This window comes from Paenilisteria riparia FSL S10-1204 (assembly GCF_000525995.1).
Taxonomy (GTDB): Bacteria; Bacillota; Bacilli; order Lactobacillales; family Listeriaceae; genus Listeria_A; species Listeria_A riparia.
In genome coordinates, this window is record NZ_AODL01000002.1 from 128949 (window position 1) to 146039 (window position 17091).

The following is a 17091-nucleotide window of genomic DNA, read 5'->3' on the forward strand; positions in this document are numbered from 1 at the left end:
GAACGGTTTTACTATGTATTCTTTTCTATTATGTTGTTCCGAGCGTGCAATGTCAAAGAATATAAGTGAAAAAATATAGGGATTTTCCCGATGTCAAAAAGTACTCGAAGTTGTTATTATCAAATCAAGTAAGGAAACAATAACTTTGTTTGTGAATATGATAACAAGAATGAGGTGGTACATAGTGAGGAAAAAAGGTTTGCGTTTTTTTAAGAGAACGGAGAAATTTAACGGAAATTGGACCGTGATGGAGGAAAAAAGTCGAGCTTGGGAGAAAATGTATCGTGATCGTTGGAGTCATGATAAAGTCGTTCGAACAACGCACGGTGTGAACTGTACGGGTTCGTGTAGTTGGCAAGTTTTTGTGAAAAACGGGATTATTACGTGGGAAAACCAAGCGACGGATTACCCGAGTTGTGGTCCGGACATGCCGGAATTTGAACCGCGTGGCTGCCCTCGTGGGGCGAGTTTTTCGTGGTATGAGTATAGTCCTTTACGTGTGAAATATCCATACGTGCGCGGGAAATTGTGGCGTTTATGGCAAAATGCGTTGCGCCAGTATAACAATCCTGTGGATGCGTGGGCGAGCATTGTGGAAGACCCTGAGAAGGCGCAAAGTTATAAGAGTGCGCGTGGTAAGGGTGGACAAATTCGGGTGACGTGGCAAGAAGCGTACTACATGATTGCGGCGATGCTGATTTACACGATTAAAAAATATGGTCCTGACCGCTTGGCTGGTTTTACGCCAATTCCTGCGATGTCGATGATTAGTTATGCGGCTGGTTCGCGCTTTTTGACGTTGCTTGGTGGGGAAATGTTGAGTTTCTATGATTGGTATGCGGATTTACCGCCTGCTTCGCCTCAAATTTGGGGAGAACAAACGGATGTGCCGGAGTCGAGTGACTGGTATAATGCGGGCTACATTATGATGTGGGGCTCGAATGTGCCGCTGACGCGGACGCCGGATGCGCATTTCATGACGGAAGTTCGTTATAAGGGGACAAAAGTGGTTGCGGTGGCGCCGGATTATGCGGAGAATGTGAAATTTGCTGATAACTGGTTGGCGCCGAATCCCGGGACGGATGCTGCTTTAGCGCAAGCGATGACGCATGTTATTTTGAAGGAATTTTATGTAGAGCGCGCGGAGCCTTTGTTTATAGATTATGCGAAACAGTTTACGGATTTGCCGTTCTTGTTGTTGCTGGATGAGACGGAAAAAGGCTTGACGCCAGGACGTTTTTTGCGTCAGGAAGATTTGTACGGTGGGCTTGCTAGTGAGTCGCATGCGGATTGGAAGACGTGCTTAATCGATGAGGTGACGGGTGAGATTGTCGTGCCAAATGGGACGATGGGGCAGCGCTGGGAAGATGGCGTGAAATGGAACTTGTCGCTTGAACGGGAAGATGGCACGATGATTCAGCCAGCGATGACGGTTGGACTAGATAGCTTTGATACGGTTGCGTTTCCTTATTTTGATAATCATGGTAACGGGATTTTTGAACGGGAGTTGCCGGTTCGGGAAATTACGCTTGCGGATGGTTCAAAGCGCTTAGTGGCGACGGTGTATGATGTGATGTTAAGTCAATATGGTGTGTCGCGTCATGCGGAAGATAAGATGGCGGCGCGAGGTTTGGATGACTCGGATAGCTTGTATACGCCAGCTTGGCAAGAGCCGATTACTGGTGTGAAAGCGGATATTGTGACGCAAATTGCTCGTGAGTTTGCGCAAAATGCGATTGATACTGGCGGTCGTTCGATGATTATTATGGGTGCTGGCATTAATCACTGGTTTAATAGTGACACGATTTACCGCTCGATTTTGAATTTGGTTATTTTGACGGCATCTCAGGGTGTGAACGGCGGAGGCTGGGCACATTATGTTGGTCAGGAAAAATGTCGCCCGATTGAAGGCTGGCAAACAGTGGCTTTTGCAAAAGATTGGCAAGGCGCTGTGAGACAACAAAACGCGACGAGCTTCTGGTATTTTGCGACGGATCAGTGGCGTTATGAGGAAATGGACACGGATGCGTTGAAGTCTCCTCTAGCGCAAAAAACGAGCTACAAACATCCAGCGGACTACAATGTTTTAGCTGCGCGACTTGGCTGGTTGCCATCGTATCCGCAGTTTAACAAAAACAGCTTGTTATTCGCGGCTGAAAATGAAGGCAAATCGGATGCGGAAATTGTATCGGGTATTGTCGATGATTTGAAAAATGAGAAGTTGCAATTTGCAGTGGAAGATCCGGATAATCCAGTGAACTTCCCGCGTGGCCTTTTTGTATGGCGGTCCAATCTTGTTTCTTCTAGTGGGAAGGGCCAGGAATACTTCATGAAGCATTTGTTTGGAACGACGAATAATTTGTTGTCGACGCCAAATGATGAGTTCAAGCCAGAGGAAATTGTATGGCGTGATGATGAAGTGGAAGGGAAATTGGACATGATGGTGACGCTTGACTTCCGGATGACGGCGACGCCAATTTATTCGGATGTAGTGTTACCTGCTGCGACGTGGTATGAGAAGACGGATATTTCTAGTACGGATATGCATCCTTTTGTTCACCCGTTTAACCCTGCGATTAGCCCACTTTGGGAGTCGAAATCGGATTGGAACATTTTTAAAGATTTAAGCCAAACGTTTTCTGATATGGCCAAAATTCACTTGCATGAAGTGCAGCGCGATGTTGTGATGTTGCCGCTAAATCATGATTCGCAAATGGAGATTTCGCAATCCTACGGTGAGATTAAAGACTGGAAGAAAGGCGAAGTGGAAGCTATTCCTGGTAAAACAATGCCACATTTCCAATTTGTCGAGCGGGATTATACGCAGATTTATGATAAGTTCATTACGCTTGGCCCAAATGTAGGGACTGGCAAGGTCGGCGCGCACGGGACGCAGTTCTCGGTTGCTGAAGAATATGAAGAAATGAAACGCATTAATGGGATTTATGAGGATGACACGATTAAAAATGAGAAGCCAGTGATGGAGACGGAACGGCAAGCAGCGAATGCAATTTTGCATATTTCAAGTGCGACGAACGGAAAAGTAGCGGTTCGAGCTTGGAAAGTGGCAGAGGATGCGACGGGTGTGGAACTTCGCGACTTGGCACAATCACGGGAAGCGGAACGGATTACGTTTGAGAGTATTACGGCGCAACCGCGTGAGGTTATTCCAACGCCAGTGTTTACGGGTTCAAATACTGACGGCAAGCGTTATTCACCGTTTACAACGAACATTGAACGGCTTGTACCTTTCCGGACGTTAACGGGACGCCAACATTTTTATATTGATCATGAGATGTTTTTACAATATGGTGAGGCATTGCCGGTTTATAAGCCAACGTTGCCACCTCAAGTTTTTGCACCTAGGGATAAGCAGATTGAGGAGACGCCAGATACGATTGTATTGCGTTATTTGACACCGCATGGTAAATGGAATATCCATAGTATGTACCAAGATAATCAGCATATGTTGACGCTTTTCCGTGGTGGCCCGAACGTATGGATTAACCACGAAGATGCGGCGGCTGGAAATATTAAGGATAATGATTGGCTAGAAGTATACAATCGTAATGGTGTCGTGACGGCGCGTGCAGTCGTGAGTCACAGAATGCCGAAGGGGACGATGTATATGTACCATGCGCAAGACCGTCATATCAATGTTCCAGGAACGTCAATTACAGGAACACGCGGTGGCAGTCACAATGCGCCAACGAAAATCCACATGAAACCTACACAAATGGTTGGCGGTTACGCACAGCTAAGCTACGGTTTCAACTACTATGGACCAATTGGAAATCAGCGCGATCTCTATGTTGCAGTCCGGAAATTGAACGAGGTGAATTGGCTTGAAGATTAAAGCGCAAATTGGAATGGTAATGAATTTAGACAAATGCATCGGCTGCCATACATGTAGTGTGACGTGCAAAAATACATGGACAAACAGGCCCGGAGCAGAATACATTTGGTTTAATAACGTCGAAACAAAACCCGGCATCGGCTATCCAAAACAATGGGAAGACCAAGAACGCTACAAAGGCGGCTGGAAACTTAAAAAAGGCAAATTAGAACTTGCCGCAGGCTCGAAATTAAATAAAGTAATGCTCGGCAAAATTTTCTACAATCCGGATATGCCGGAGTTAAAAGATTATTACGAGCCATGGACGTACAATTACGACAATCTTTTCACAACCGAAGAACGCAAAAATCAACCAGTTGCCCGTCCTAAATCGGTGATTACAGGCAAAGATATGGAAATCGAATGGGGTCCAAACTGGGAAGATGACTTAGCAGGCGCACCAAACACAATGCCGCTTGATCCAAACATGAAAAATATCGAAACAGAAATCAAAACCAATTTTGAAACAGCGTTTATGATGTATTTGCCTCGTTTGTGCGAGCATTGTTTAAACCCATCATGCGTGGCATCTTGCCCAAGTGGCGCAATGTACAAACGCGATGAAGACGGTATCGTCCTTGTTGACCAAGAAGCATGTCGTGGCTGGCGTTATTGCATGACAGGTTGCCCATACAAAAAAGTCTACTTCAACTGGAAAACAAACAAAGCTGAGAAATGTACCTTCTGTTTCCCGCGTATTGAAGCAGGCTTGCCAACGGTTTGTTCCGAAACGTGTACTGGACGTATTCGCTACCTTGGCGTCATGCTTTATGATGCAGACGGCGTGAAAGAAGCCGCATCTGTAGAAGACGAGAAAGAACTGTACCAAAAACAGCTCGATTTGTTTCTCGATCCGAATGATCCGGCGATTATCGAACAGGCGCGCAAAGACGGCATTAAAGAAGACTGGATTAAAGCGGCACAGAATTCACCAATTTACAAAATGGCAAAAGAATACAAGATTGCTTTCCCATTGCATCCAGAATACCGCACGATGCCGATGGTTTGGTATGTTCCGCCGCTTTCACCAATCATGAACTATTTTGAAGGGAAAGATTCGATTAACAATCCAGACATGATTTTCCCAGCGATTGACGAAATGCGAATTCCGGTCGATTACTTGGCGAGCATTTTAACCGCAGGAAATACCGATGTCATCAAAACTTCCTTGCAAAAAATGGCGATGATGCGGACCTACATGCGTGCAGTAAGTTCAGGTAAAGACTTTGATATAACAAAACTAGAACGTATTGGCATGACAGAAAAAGAAGTAAAGAAAATGTATCGTTTGCTTGCGATTGCTAAATATGAAGACCGTTTTGTTATTCCGGTAAGTCATAAAGAAGACTACATTGACACGTACAAAGCACAAGGTTCCTCAGGTTATTCTGCGGATGTGTGTAGCGGTTGTAGCTTAGCAGATCAAATGAATCAACCAGACGCAAAACCAGCACCTGCACCAATCGGAAATAGCACACAGCAACCATCGAAATCAACGCAAGAAATGTATGAAGAAAGCTTCTATGGGGGGATTTGGCGTGATTGATTATGCCCTTTTAAACGAAAAAAGAGCTGTATTTGGCGCTTTATCAGCAATACTTTCCTATCCAGAAAAACGGTTCATTAACGACAAGTTTTATTCTCAGAAGTATTCCGAAAAGCGGATTCAGGGGAACTCCTGCACGCTTTTTGGAAAGAGATGTCCGCGTTAACGTTCGGTGAAATTACAGAAACGTATGTGGATACATTTGATTTCAATAAGAAAACAACGCTTTATATGACTTTCTACAAGTTTGAAGATGCGCGTGAGCGAGGCCAGATGTTGGCGAAGTTGAAAGTGTTGTATGAAATGTTTGGCTTACTGCCGGATGATGCGGAATTAACGGACTATTTGCCGCTCATGCTTGAGTTCATTGATGCCGGAGATTGGTACATGGATGAGCGTGCTAGCGACAGTATCGAGTTGCTCATTGGTGTTATCGAAGACGGTTCTTATCATTTACTTCAAGAGTTAGAGAAAGCTGGAAATCCGTATCGTTATATTATCGAAGCGTTGCGACAAGAAATGCGCGTTTGCGTAAAACAAGGAGGACAACAACATGTGGAATAATTTTTTGTGGGTGGTGTTGCCTTATCTTGTGTTAGCGAGCTTTGTGTTCGGTCATATTTTCCGCTATCGTTATGACCATTTCACAGTGACGGCAAAATCGTCCGAAATGATTGAGAAAAAACAATTGATGATTGGCAGTATTTTATTTCATATTGGGATTATTTTCGTTGTCGGGGGCCATTTTATCGGCTTGGTTATTCCAAAAACTTGGACAGAGGCGGTTGGTATTAGTGAACATGCTTATCATATCGTAGCTGTTGGGATTGGTAGTGTTTTTGGAATTATGGCATTTGTTGGGATGTTTTTGTTAACGTTCCGGCGCTTGTCGCATGTTCGGGTGCGAATGACGAGTTCAATTATGGATATTATTGTTAATTTGACGCTATTGTTTACGTTGTTTCTCGGTATGGCGAGTACGATGATTGCGAACCCTGCTAATCCGGGTTTTGATTATCGTGAGTCGATTTCGATTTGGTTCCGCCAGTTGTTCGTATTTCAGCCGGATGCAAGTCTGATGGCGAATGTTCCTGTGCTTTTCCAGCTCCATATTATTAGTGCTTTTCTGATTTTTGCACTATTTCCTTATACAAGGCTGGTTCACGCATGGAGTGTACCGTTAACGTATCTGAAGAGAAGTTACATTATATACAGAAGATAAACGCTTGTTCCGAAGTTTGTTATAACGAGGAGCAAGTACAGGGAGGAAAATAAAATGCAACAAACATCAAAAAAAGACGCGTATATCGCACTCACCATTGCGACAATTGCAATGGCCGTTTCATTCATGGTCTGGGCATCTTTATCTCCAGTATCTAACCAGATTGCAACAGAATTCGGCTTATCAGCTTCACAAAAAAGCTTACTTATTGCAACGCCTGTTTTGCTAGGCTCAATCATGCGCATACCAATGGGAATCTTAAGTGACCGATTTGGTGGGAAGAAAATCTACATTATCACCATGTTATTCACGCTGATTCCACTAGCATTGATTCCATTTGCGAGCACTTATTTGTTCTTAATGCTTTGTGCGTTTTTCATCGGTATGGCAGGAACAACATTTGCTATCGCGATTTCTTACGTTTCAACCTTTTTCCCAGCTGAAAAGCAAGGACTTATTCTTGGAATTGCGGGAATGGGGAATATCGGGAATGCACTTGCAGGACTCATTATTCCGCGTATTAATGCAAATTGGGGCTTTGACTGGGTTTACTACTCGCTTATCATTGCGATTACGGTCATCGTCATCATTTTTGCGATTTTTGCGAAAGAAATGACATTATCGGCACAGAAGAAGACGCTAAAACAATCCCTTTCTGTTGCAAAAGACAAAAATACATGGTACTTATCTTTGTTTTATTTTCTAACGTTTGGTTCTTTTGTGGCACTTAGTAATTATTTGCCAGCATTTATGGGGGACCAGTTCTCCATTAGTGCGGTCAATGCGGGCTTGTTCTCGGCAGGCTTTGCAGCTACGGCAACGTTTATGCGCCCAGTCGGCGGTATTTTAGCGGATAAACTGAACCCGACAAAGCTTTTGACAGCAGGTTTTGCGCTTGTAGCTGTGATGGCTTGTATTATTGCCTTTTCACTAACACAATATGGTTTATTTACAACGATGATTTTCCTAACGGCGCTGACGGTTGGGCTGGGAAACGGGATTATTTTCAAAATGGTACCGATGGTTTCAAAAGGAAATACAGGTGCGGTTACAGGTTTTGTCGGCGCAGCTGGCGGACTTGGTGGATTTTTCCCACCGTTGATATTAGGAATTATTAAACAAACAACAGGAACATACACACTAGGCTTTATTTTACTGGGTGTATTTGCGGTTATCTGTCTTGTTACGGTATGGGCAGTGTATGTTAGAAAACCAGCTGCAACAGCATAATAAAAGACAGAGGTATAACCCAAATAAATCGGCGGCAAGCGCTCGCATTCAGGGGATTTGGCGGACTTCCGGTTCTACTTCGCATACGCTACGCTTAACTTCTCGCATGGTCGGGGATACGACTCCCTCCCTGCTTTCAGTCATCACATACACAAGTATGCTCCGCTTCCGGCTTCCACCAAATCCCCTGAATACAAACGCTTTCGCTCGATTTGTGTAAAGCCGGATGTACGTCTTACCCATACTTATAAGGTGAGGCAATTTCCGGCTTTATTTTAGGTTTGCTTCTTACTTTTGTTGGTTTAATATTCGTCTTTTTTTAGGAAGTTTCGTACAATAGGATGTATAGGAGGGGGACTTCGGATGAAGAAATGGATAGCAGGCAGTTTCGTTATGGTGATGATGGCGTTTGTGCTCGTTGGGTGTGGGACGCAGGAGCCGGAGACGGTACATATTTCAGTGGCGGCAAGTTTGAAAGATGTGATGGATGAGGTTGGCCCGGCATTTGAGAAAGAACATGATACTATTAAGTTGGAATTTGATTTCGGTGGGTCTGGACAGCTTCGTGAGCGTGTGGAGAATGGTGCGCCAGTGGATGGTGTTGTGCTTGCGAGTCAGAGCGATATGGATAAATTGTTAGACAAGAAATTGATTGCAGATAGTCAAAAAGTGGCTTCAAACACATTGGTGGCGGTTATGCCAAAAGCAAGTATGCTGGTGGGAGACATTAAAGAAGAACTTGCGAAAGCCCGCGTGGTTGCGATTGGTGACCCGGCTTCTGTTCCTGCTGGGAAATATGCGGAGGAGTTTTTGACGAATGAGAAGTTGATGGATAGTGTGAAATCACGATTGGTGAAGGCTAGCGATGTGCGTCAAGTGTTGGCATATGTGGAAGCTGGGAATGCGGATATCGGATTTGTATACGCGACGGATGCGATGATTTCAAAAAAGGTGCAAACGGTATATAAGATTGATGATGCATTACATAGCCCAATTGGGTATTATGCAGGAGTCATTAAAGATTCTGACGTGAAAGATGAGGCTTCTGAATTCTTGGATTATATGAAGGGGAAGAAAGCGCAGAAAGTTTTGCAAAAATACGGATTTGGCACAGGAAAGTGATTCGAAGTGAGCGCTTACACTATTATTTTTGAGGTGCTTGATGTATAGTAGAACTAGCTGAAATTTGCGAAAAAGGAAGTGGCTGGAATGTTGGATAGACGGGTAGCGATTCGTGTGGAAGAAGCACAGCGGAGGTTACTGGATAAGGCGGTGATGCTGGGCGCTGAGCGGCTTGGGATTGCGGATGTGAACGGGCGGATTTTGGCGGAAACGGTGCATGCGACGATGGCGATGCCTTATTTCAGACGCTCGGGATATGACGGTTTCGCGATTCGGGCGGAGGATGATGCGAATTATCCGAGGACATTTCGGGTTGTAGCGGACGTGCCGTGTGGTGCGACGTATAATCATGATTTGCAGGAGAACGAGACGGTGCGAATTATGACGGGAGCCAAGGTGCCGGAGAACGCTGGCAAGGTGATTATGTTGGAACAGTCACGCGAGACGAATGACGCGGACACGATTGAGCTGATAAATACGCACAAAAATACGAACATTACGGAGCGCGGTGAGGAGTTTCAAGACGGTGCGCCGTTGTTGACACCTCATCATCATCTGAATCCGGGTTCGATTAGTCTGCTAGCTGCTTTTGGGGTGCCTGATGTGGCGGTGTTCCGCAAGCCGCGTGTGGCGATTTTGTCGACGGGCTCTGAGCTTGTACAACCAGGGACGCCACTTTCTGATGGTAAAATTTTCAATAGTAATCATTTAATGTTGGCGGCACTGGCGGCGGATGCTGGTGCGCAGGTTATTGCGGTGGAGCAAATCGAGGATGACTTGGCGCTGACGAAAGAACGATTGCAAAGTCTGGCGCAACGGGCGGATTTGATTTTGACAACGGGAGGCGTGTCGGTTGGCGATTTTGACTTTATGGCCATTATTGCAAAACAGGATGCAGAACTGCTATATAATAAAATTCAGATGCGGCCGGGTAGTGTGACAACGGCGATGGTTTATGAGGATACGCTCGTTGCTGCGCTTTCTGGAAATCCTGGTGCGTGCTTCACGGCTTTTCACTTGCTGATTGCGCCAGTGATTGCCAAGATGCAAGGTGATATAGAAACGCAGTTCGTGTTCCAAAAAGCAAAATTAGGCGCGGATTATTCGAAAAACAATGCTTATGATCGCTTTTTGCGCGGGCAATTGCTGTATGAGGATGGCGAGCTGACGGCAATACCAGTTGGCAGTGATATGTCCAGTGCGCTCGGGAATCTGCACTTAACGGAATGCCTTATCGAGATTCCGCATGGCAAGACGGGTAAATTAAAAGGAGAGGAAGTCTCGATATGGCGTTTATCTTCCAAATAACCGGCTTTAAAAAGAGCGGGAAAACAACGATGACAAACTGCTTTGTACACCAGCTAAAAGCGCAAGACTATACGGTTGCGGTTATAAAACATGATGCCCATGTGTTTTCAATGGACCATCCTAATACGGATACGTTCTCGTTTCGAGAAAGCGGCGCCGATGTGGTTGCCATTTCTTCCTCGTCACAATATGCCATTATGGCAAACGAAGGAATCACGTTAAAAGACATGATTGCCAAACTGCCACGTACGGATGTTGTTTTGATTGAAGGCTATAAAGAAGGTCCGTTTCCAAAATTGGTGATGGTGCGTGATGAAGAGGATGTGAAAACGCTCGAAAGTCTTCCGAATATCCATACGATAGGTACTTTTCGCGACGGGTTACCGCATACCATTTTGAAATTAAGTACGCAAGAAGAGCAAGAGCGACTATGCCAAACTATAATAAAGGAATTTTTGCCATGATAGATGTTAGATTACAACATGAGCCGATTGATGTTGGCTCGACATACCAGCAGCTTGTAAATGCGAGATTTGGTGCCGTTAACATGTTTGCCGGGACGATTCGAGAATGGACGGGAGATATCCAAACCAAGACGATTCGCTACACGGCCTACAAAGAAATGGCGCTAAAAGAACTCTCCAAACTAGCAAACGAAGTAGAAGAAAAATGGGATGCCGATGTTATCGTGATTCACCGTTTAGGAGAGTTACAGCTCACGGATATTGCCGTATTTATCGGTGTTGCCACGCCGCACCGCGCAGCTTCTTATGAAGGTTCGCGTTTCATTATCGAAGAGCTAAAAAAACGCGTGCCGATATGGAAAGAAGAAGTCGACACGGATCGCATTCGTTGGGGAGGTGAGCGAGATGACGCCCATTAAATTTTTCGCGTTTCTCATTCAAAAAGCGGGCACTTCGGAAGTGAAACTCGACCTTTCTAATTGCAAGACTGTCGCAGATGTGAGACAGTTAGTAAGTAAGGAAATTCCTGCAATCGCGCAAGATATGGATAAATGTATGATTGCCGTGAATATGGAGTTTCAAACGGACAGCACAGCGCTTACAGACGTTTCAGAAATCGCGATAATCCCTCCAGTAAGCGGAGGATGAGATGAAGGAGCCGATATGATGACTGATGAATTATCCCATTTCAATGAAGAACAGCGAGCCCACATGGTGGATGTAACAAAGAAAAGCGAGACCCAGCGACGCGCTATCGCCACAGCCACGTTACAGATGGAAGAAGCGACATTAAGACGCATAAAAGACGGTCTTATTGACAAAGGCGATGTCCTAGCCGTTGCGCAAGTAGCAGGTATTATGGCCGCAAAAAAAACAAGTGAACTAATCCCGATGTGTCACCCGATTATGACAACGAAAGTTAATATTATGTTCACTGACGACGGCAAAGATCATTTAACCATTTTAGCCGAAGTCGTAACAATTGGAAAAACTGGCGTCGAGATGGAAGCACTGACAGCAGTCACCGTCACCGCCTTAACTGTATATGATATGTGTAAAGCAATTGAATAAAAAAAATAGTCATCGAAAAAACCCATCTTGTTGAAAAAACAGGAGGCAAAAGCGGTAAGTTTCGCTTTGATAAATAACGATAGGAGTTTGATATCATGCCATTATTAACCGATCGTTTTGGACGCGTCCATGACTATATTCGTATTTCCGTCACCGATCGTTGCAATTTGCGTTGTGTCTACTGTATGCCTGAAGAAGGTATGACTTTCCTGCCGCATGAGGAAGTTCTCTCGAAAGATGAGATTATTGACTTCATGAAAATTATGGTTGGATACGGCATTAAGAAAGTACGGATTACAGGCGGAGAGCCGCTTTTGCGTACGGATATTGTGGATATTATTGCAGGTCTTAGCGCAATTCCGGAAATTGAAGATATCGCGGTAACAACCAATGCGATGTATCTTGTTAAAAAAGCGGAGGCCTTGAAAGAGGCGGGGCTAACACGTGTTAATATTAGTTTGGATTCGTTGCAGGAGGACCGTTTTAAAACGATAACGCGAGGCGGTCGCCTACAGAAAGTCTTGGATGGCATTGCTAAAGCAGAGGAAGTTGGCTTTTTCCCAATCAAGCTGAATGTGGTTTTGATCAAGGGGCAGAATGACGATGAAATTCTGGACTTCTTGGAGTTTACGCGAGATAAAGATATTAATATCCGTTTTATTGAATACATGCCGATTGGTCATGCCGGAGATAGCTGGAAAAAACAATATTTGTCGCTGCAAACGATTTTTGACGCCTGTGATGAAGCTGGATTTGCGTATCAGCCTGTGGATTCGATTCGCGGTAACGGACCTTCTGAGAATTTTCGCTTGGAAGGGGCTAAAGGAACATTTGGCTTGATTCACCCAGTCAGCTCTCATTTTTGTGCGAGTTGTAATCGCTTGAGGTTGACGGCGGACGGCTATATTAAGGCGTGTTTGTATTGGGATGAAGAAATGAACATTCGTCCACTGATTAAAAATCCGGAAAAACTGATGGAACTTGTGCAGCAATCAATTGATAATAAGCCAGAAAGTCATGAGATGGCGATTGCTTTGCAAGATGAAATGCAATCACATAAACCAACGACAAGACGCATGAGTCAAATCGGCGGGTAATAGAAGAAAAGCTAAATAAAAGAAGCGTTTAGAAACCCGATTTTAGAGTTTCTAAACGCTTTTTCGCTTATTTCCTACGTTCCGCCAAGAAATGAGGCAGCTCAGGAATAATCAATTTATTAATTGCCAAGTTACATGCATTCGTCGAGCCAGGAACGACAAACAACAAGACATTATCGTGCGTAAAACCTGCGAAGGCCCGTGATAACATCGCTCGGGTTCCAATTTCCTCGTAACTCAACATCCGAAATAGCTCGCCAAAGCCAGGAATCTCTTGCTCTACCTGATCCCAAAGCGCTTCAAACGTGACGTCTCGAACGGCAATTCCAGTCCCGCCATTTGAAATGACGCAATCAGATTGTGATTTTAATTTTGCGATGCCGGTGTTGATTAGAAAATCATCGTCTTTTACGACAAGCCGTTCTGTGACAACATGTCCCGCTGCTTCCAATGCCGCAACGAGCAACTGTCCACTTTTGTCCGTGTCCAAATTTCGCGTATCACTGATCGTCAAGATCCCGACACGCGCCTGAATAAATTCCTTTTGCTCCATCATTTTGCCTCCTTTTAAACCTCGTTAAAAAAATGCTGATATTGCTTCTTTGCCAAAACCAGATCATCTGTCCCGTGCACGAGTACGCGCCCATTTTGGAAAACCGTAAAGTCAAAGCCGTCAAATGAAAATGTAAGCACGAAACGATTGGTGTTACAGGATATTTGTTGCTTCACAAGCACTTGTTGCAATGCGTCGAAATCAAGTGCCGCTCCAATCTGAAACTGCACCGTATCACGCCCGCAAAGCAAAACTGGCTGCCGCGAAAAAGTAGTATCTCCGTAATCATGATGCACACAAACCGCACAATCCGGATTCCGCTTCACATGAAACGCCTGAAACGTCATGTCCCAATTGTCCAACTGATAATAACGCGCTAAATGCTGTTCACCAATCAATAACTTCGTCAAAAGTGACACCTGAAGCCCAGCCAGCATCGGAATGAGCGCCCCATGAACTCCGATAATATCACAGCTTGTCTCATTGAAAAGCGGCATTTTCTCCATCAAACAGTGCAAACAAGCCGTCTCACCCGGAATAATCGGCATCACATTCGCAAAAGTCCCCGCACACGACGCAAAAATCCATGGCACATTCTGCTCCAAACACCACCGATTCAAAAACCGCCGCGTCGCAAAATTATCCGTACAATCAAGCACCGCGTCTACTTCACCTACAAATGGCAATAAGGACGTCGCGTTCGCATCATCCACGAGAAAATCAATTCGAATATCCTGATTAATCGCGCGCAGAGCCTTCGCCGCAGCCCAAGCCTTCGCTTCTTTGTGCGCCGCATCTTGCTCCGTAAACAACGTCTGCCGTTGTAAATTCGAAAGTTCCACAAAATCCCGATCCACTAAAATCAATCGTCCAATCCCCATACGAGTCGCAATCTCAGCCGCATACGTTCCAATGGCACCGACACCAACAATCAGCACCGTACTTTTGTTTAAACGCTCCTGTCCAGCTGCACCAATCTGCGCTACTCTCATTTGCCTATCATATCGCTCAATCTGAAACACCTTCTCTCTGCTCCTCCATTTTACCAGAAAAACAAGAACCGATAATACCGTAAAAACCCCGAAAAAATAATAAAGTAGGCAGGAACAACAAATTATTGTATAATGAGAACCTAACGAAAACATCAGGAGGTTACAATGAATTTATTTTTTGCATATCGCTTATTTTGGTTAAACTATACGAATTTTAAAGGACGTTCCGTGAGATGGGAATTCTGGTATGTCCTGTTATGGCACATTGCAATCGAAAGTATTCTTGCAGGCATGACAAGAACGCGCGATATTTTTGATTTATTAGGTTTTGACAGCCACGTAGGGATTATCGTTGTCGCAGTTTCGAGTGTCTTACTAGCGCTGTACCAGATCGCCATTATTTTACCGTGCATCACACTGATTGTCCGCCGTCTTCATGACATCAATGTTAGCGGCTGGATTGCACTTGTCGGCTTGATTCCAGCAGTGGGCCAGTTGATGATTTTACTGATGATGTGCGCGAAATCGAGTCCAGGATTGAACCAGTATGACGAAGAGTAGCGCAGACATAGCACTTTAATTTTCCCTCTCATTTTGTCGTTTTTAGTTTAGTAAAGTATCTATTTATGTTATAATTGGTCTGATATTACTAGACTTGGAGGCTGTATATGGGAACTTTAAATGAGTTTCAAGCACAGGCTGTTGTTGATGGCATTCTTGAGGGCTACAAAAATTATTTAGATGAGCGCAGACAGAAAAAAGAAGAGCTTAGAGTATCGGCTGGCTATGCGTTCACGAAAGGCAACCATATTGATGACACAATTGCTAAGAAATTACAGGGCCTGATAGAAGAGGATACGCTTGCAAAAGCAGGCGAGTCATGGGAGTACTTGCAATTTACGTTTTCTGAGAATGACGATACATGTCTATTCATTGTAAAAAATGTGCACAGATTAAATCGTACTTTTCAAAGCTCTCATAAGCAAAGTCGATATTTAGTGGATCTCGCAATGATTAATAATTCTTGGATTGAAGAGCTTCGAACAAAACAAGTAAAAATGGATGATATTACAATTCAACTACAGTTTTTCGATTTTGAGGAGAAAGAAAATTTGGAGAAACGTATTAGTGAAGGGGCAATTTCCAAATTTTATATTGTTACATATGAAACCGATCAGGTGACAAAAAAGGTAACAAAAATCGAACTAGTTGCCCCAGATGCACAAACGCGTGAGCTACACCTTATTCAAAATCTAACGCCTTATTTAGCGACAAGTAGAATTGTGATTGAAGATGAGGAGTATTCTGTGATTTCAAATGAAGGAGAGTTTGTTGGCACAGATGATTATGGCTATACAGCACCAGCAGAAGAGGAGACAGGAAACTAATGAGTTATTTCAAGGAGGGGATTTTTCATGTTCCAAGGTGAGAACCTTCAAAAAATCCGAACCCTCTATGGTTTATCCAGAAAAGAATTAGGTGAACAATTACAATTATCCGAGCAAGCGATTTGGCAATTCGAAAACCAGTTAACGAATCCTAAATTTGAAGTCATGGTGAAACTCAAGGAATTATTCGATGTAAAGACGCAATTTTTCCTTCAAGATGTCAAATCAGAGGCCGTTTTCCAAGAAGGATCGGTAGCTTATCGTCTAGCGGACATTCATTCTCGGAAGAAAACATATACGGAAGTTACGTATCTTCAATTTATTTATGAAGTGATTACGCAATTAGAAAGCTACGTAAATGTACCAATGGGGGAGATCCATGACCTCCGAAATAAAACGTTACAACTATACTATCAAGAAACGAGCCCAGAAAAGCGTATCCAAGCAATTGCCACATTAGCAAGAAAAGTTTTGGCAATAGCTCCTGATAATGGAGACTTACTTCTGAAACTGGAGAAGTCAGGGATTTATGTTGTAGAAAAGGACATAGGAGACAAGGCGGATGCTTACAGTGCTTGGTCAGCGAACAATGTTGCGTTTATCGTGCTAGGCATCAAGAAATCAGCAGTACGCCGCCAGTTCGATTTGGCGCACGAATTAGGACATTTACTAATGCACCACGACATCGACATTCTTTCTTTGGATAAAACAACATATAATCAGTTAGAAAGCGAGGCTAACCAGTTTGCCGCTAACTTTCTGCTTCCTGAAGAAATGATATCACCAGAATTCCAGAAGCTAAAAAAAGTATCCAATCCAGATGCGTACATCGAACTAAAGGCAAAATACAATGTATCCATTCAAGCTTTAGAAATGCGAGCTTACAAATTAGGCTTTCTAACCCCACAACAAAACAGCTATTTCTACAGACAAATTACGTATAAAGGCTATAAAACAGAAGAACCACTTGATTCTGACATGCCTTTAAAGCGACCAGGTAAAATAAGAAGCCTATTCCATGTTATCTTGTCCAATCAACTTACGACATTACCTGATATGGAAGACATATTAAACATAAAAACAGCGCTCTTAGAAAAGCTATTCTCCATCGAGAGCACTTTTTTCGAAAGATATCGAGCCAACGAAACTTTTTCAAATTACGGCGAAATACTACGTCCAAAATTTAATGTTAAGTAAAAAACA

At 43.9% G+C, this 17091-nt stretch carries 17 protein-coding genes and 1 pseudogene; 16 read left to right on the top strand and 2 right to left on the bottom strand.

Features of this window, described 5'->3' with window-relative positions:
• Positions 1-181 precede the first annotated feature (181 nt).
• The 13 genes and pseudogenes from PRIP_RS00815 (at position 182) to moaA (ending at position 12955) form a co-directional block, all read left to right on the top strand.
• Positions 182-3856 (top strand): nitrate reductase subunit alpha, encoded by a 3675-nt coding sequence (locus tag PRIP_RS00815; RefSeq protein WP_036099080.1) that lies wholly within the window; start codon positions 182-184, stop codon positions 3854-3856.
• A complete protein-coding gene (gene narH, locus PRIP_RS00820) occupies positions 3846-5441 on the top strand; it encodes a nitrate reductase subunit beta (protein ID WP_036098955.1) in 1596 nt (531 codons plus the stop codon). Before PRIP_RS00815 ends, narH begins: the two co-directional genes overlap by 11 nt.
• On the top strand, positions 5434-5607 hold the full coding sequence (locus PRIP_RS17075) for a hypothetical protein (RefSeq protein ID WP_159101503.1): 174 nt from the start codon (positions 5434-5436) through the stop codon (positions 5605-5607). Before narH ends, PRIP_RS17075 begins: the two co-directional genes overlap by 8 nt.
• Positions 5595-6005, top strand: coding sequence for a nitrate reductase molybdenum cofactor assembly chaperone (gene narJ / locus PRIP_RS00825; protein WP_077912865.1), 411 nt, complete (start codon positions 5595-5597; stop codon positions 6003-6005). The genes PRIP_RS17075 and narJ overlap by 13 nt, the downstream gene beginning before the upstream one ends.
• The gene (narI, locus tag PRIP_RS00830; RefSeq protein WP_036098956.1) at positions 5995-6663 is read left to right on the top strand and encodes a respiratory nitrate reductase subunit gamma; all 669 of its coding nucleotides are present in this window, start codon (positions 5995-5997) and stop codon (positions 6661-6663) included. Before narJ ends, narI begins: the two co-directional genes overlap by 11 nt.
• A 54-nt stretch (positions 6664-6717) precedes the next feature.
• Positions 6718-7893 carry a nitrate/nitrite transporter gene (locus tag PRIP_RS00835; protein ID WP_036098957.1) on the top strand — a complete coding sequence of 392 codons (1176 nt, stop codon included), beginning with the start codon at positions 6718-6720 and terminating at the stop codon, positions 7891-7893.
• Positions 7894-8256: 363 nt separating this feature from the next.
• Positions 8257-9015 (top strand): molybdate ABC transporter substrate-binding protein, encoded by a 759-nt coding sequence (modA, locus tag PRIP_RS00840; protein WP_036098958.1) that lies wholly within the window; start codon positions 8257-8259, stop codon positions 9013-9015.
• Positions 9016-9102: 87 nt separating this feature from the next.
• On the top strand, positions 9103-10323 hold the full coding sequence (locus PRIP_RS00845) for a molybdopterin molybdotransferase MoeA (protein ID WP_036098959.1): 1221 nt from the start codon (positions 9103-9105) through the stop codon (positions 10321-10323).
• On the top strand, positions 10302-10787 hold the full coding sequence (gene mobB, locus PRIP_RS00850) for a molybdopterin-guanine dinucleotide biosynthesis protein B (RefSeq protein ID WP_036098960.1): 486 nt from the start codon (positions 10302-10304) through the stop codon (positions 10785-10787). The genes PRIP_RS00845 and mobB overlap by 22 nt, the downstream gene beginning before the upstream one ends.
• Positions 10784-11206 (top strand): molybdenum cofactor biosynthesis protein MoaE, encoded by a 423-nt coding sequence (locus tag PRIP_RS00855; protein WP_036099082.1) that lies wholly within the window; start codon positions 10784-10786, stop codon positions 11204-11206. The genes mobB and PRIP_RS00855 overlap by 4 nt, the downstream gene beginning before the upstream one ends.
• Positions 11193-11435, top strand: a complete 243-nt coding sequence (moaD, locus tag PRIP_RS00860) for a molybdopterin converting factor subunit 1 (protein WP_036086595.1) — start codon at positions 11193-11195, stop codon at positions 11433-11435. The genes PRIP_RS00855 and moaD overlap by 14 nt, the downstream gene beginning before the upstream one ends.
• Positions 11436-11450: 15 nt before the next feature.
• A pseudogene (moaC, locus tag PRIP_RS00865) lies at positions 11451-11935 on the top strand (cyclic pyranopterin monophosphate synthase MoaC).
• 18 nt (positions 11936-11953) lie between these two features.
• The gene (moaA, locus tag PRIP_RS00870) at positions 11954-12955 is read left to right on the top strand and encodes a GTP 3',8-cyclase MoaA (RefSeq protein ID WP_036098961.1); all 1002 of its coding nucleotides are present in this window, start codon (positions 11954-11956) and stop codon (positions 12953-12955) included.
• Between the two features lie 67 nt (positions 12956-13022).
• Here moaA and PRIP_RS00875 read toward each other — a convergent pair whose 3' ends face one another.
• Positions 13023-13508: a MogA/MoaB family molybdenum cofactor biosynthesis protein gene (locus tag PRIP_RS00875; protein ID WP_036086598.1), complete on the bottom strand. Its 486-nt coding sequence runs from the start codon at positions 13506-13508 to the stop codon at positions 13023-13025.
• A gap of 14 nt (positions 13509-13522) precedes the next feature.
• Positions 13523-14521 (bottom strand): ThiF family adenylyltransferase, encoded by a 999-nt coding sequence (locus tag PRIP_RS00880; RefSeq protein ID WP_036099083.1) that lies wholly within the window; start codon positions 14519-14521, stop codon positions 13523-13525.
• A 144-nt stretch (positions 14522-14665) separates the two neighbouring features.
• Here PRIP_RS00880 and PRIP_RS00885 point away from each other — a divergent pair, with 144 nt between their 5' ends.
• The 3 genes from PRIP_RS00885 to PRIP_RS00895 all read left to right on the top strand — a co-directional run bounded on the left by PRIP_RS00885 (position 14666) and on the right by PRIP_RS00895 (position 17085).
• A complete protein-coding gene (locus PRIP_RS00885) occupies positions 14666-15061 on the top strand; it encodes a DUF805 domain-containing protein (RefSeq protein ID WP_036098962.1) in 396 nt (131 codons plus the stop codon).
• 107 nt (positions 15062-15168) lie between these two features.
• On the top strand, positions 15169-15888 hold the full coding sequence (locus PRIP_RS00890) for a spr1630 family ClpXP-sensitive toxin (protein WP_036098963.1): 720 nt from the start codon (positions 15169-15171) through the stop codon (positions 15886-15888).
• A 27-nt stretch (positions 15889-15915) separates the two neighbouring features.
• Complete coding sequence (locus tag PRIP_RS00895; RefSeq protein WP_036098964.1) at positions 15916-17085, top strand: spr1629 family repressor/antitoxin; 1170 nt, start codon at positions 15916-15918, stop codon at positions 17083-17085.
• Positions 17086-17091 lie beyond the last annotated feature (6 nt).

What these genes read in the sequence shown, in the direction of transcription:
- narJ (WP_077912865.1), top strand. Translation starts at nt 5,595, where the DNA reads ATGTCCGCGTTAACGTTCGGTGAAATTACAGAAACGTATGTGGATACA.
- PRIP_RS00885 (WP_036098962.1), top strand. Translation starts at nt 14,666, where the DNA reads ATGAATTTATTTTTTGCATATCGCTTATTTTGGTTAAACTATACGAAT.
- moaA (WP_036098961.1), top strand. Translation starts at nt 11,954, where the DNA reads ATGCCATTATTAACCGATCGTTTTGGACGCGTCCATGACTATATTCGT.
- PRIP_RS00845 (WP_036098959.1), top strand. Translation starts at nt 9,103, where the DNA reads ATGTTGGATAGACGGGTAGCGATTCGTGTGGAAGAAGCACAGCGGAGG.
- moaD (WP_036086595.1), top strand. Translation starts at nt 11,193, where the DNA reads ATGACGCCCATTAAATTTTTCGCGTTTCTCATTCAAAAAGCGGGCACT.
- PRIP_RS00835 (WP_036098957.1), top strand. Translation starts at nt 6,718, where the DNA reads ATGCAACAAACATCAAAAAAAGACGCGTATATCGCACTCACCATTGCG.
- PRIP_RS00875 (WP_036086598.1), bottom strand. Translation starts at nt 13,508, where the DNA reads ATGGAGCAAAAGGAATTTATTCAGGCGCGTGTCGGGATCTTGACGATC.
- PRIP_RS00895 (WP_036098964.1), top strand. Translation starts at nt 15,916, where the DNA reads ATGTTCCAAGGTGAGAACCTTCAAAAAATCCGAACCCTCTATGGTTTA.
- modA (WP_036098958.1), top strand. Translation starts at nt 8,257, where the DNA reads ATGAAGAAATGGATAGCAGGCAGTTTCGTTATGGTGATGATGGCGTTT.
- mobB (WP_036098960.1), top strand. Translation starts at nt 10,302, where the DNA reads ATGGCGTTTATCTTCCAAATAACCGGCTTTAAAAAGAGCGGGAAAACA.
- narI (WP_036098956.1), top strand. Translation starts at nt 5,995, where the DNA reads ATGTGGAATAATTTTTTGTGGGTGGTGTTGCCTTATCTTGTGTTAGCG.
- PRIP_RS00855 (WP_036099082.1), top strand. Translation starts at nt 10,784, where the DNA reads ATGATAGATGTTAGATTACAACATGAGCCGATTGATGTTGGCTCGACA.
- PRIP_RS00890 (WP_036098963.1), top strand. Translation starts at nt 15,169, where the DNA reads ATGGGAACTTTAAATGAGTTTCAAGCACAGGCTGTTGTTGATGGCATT.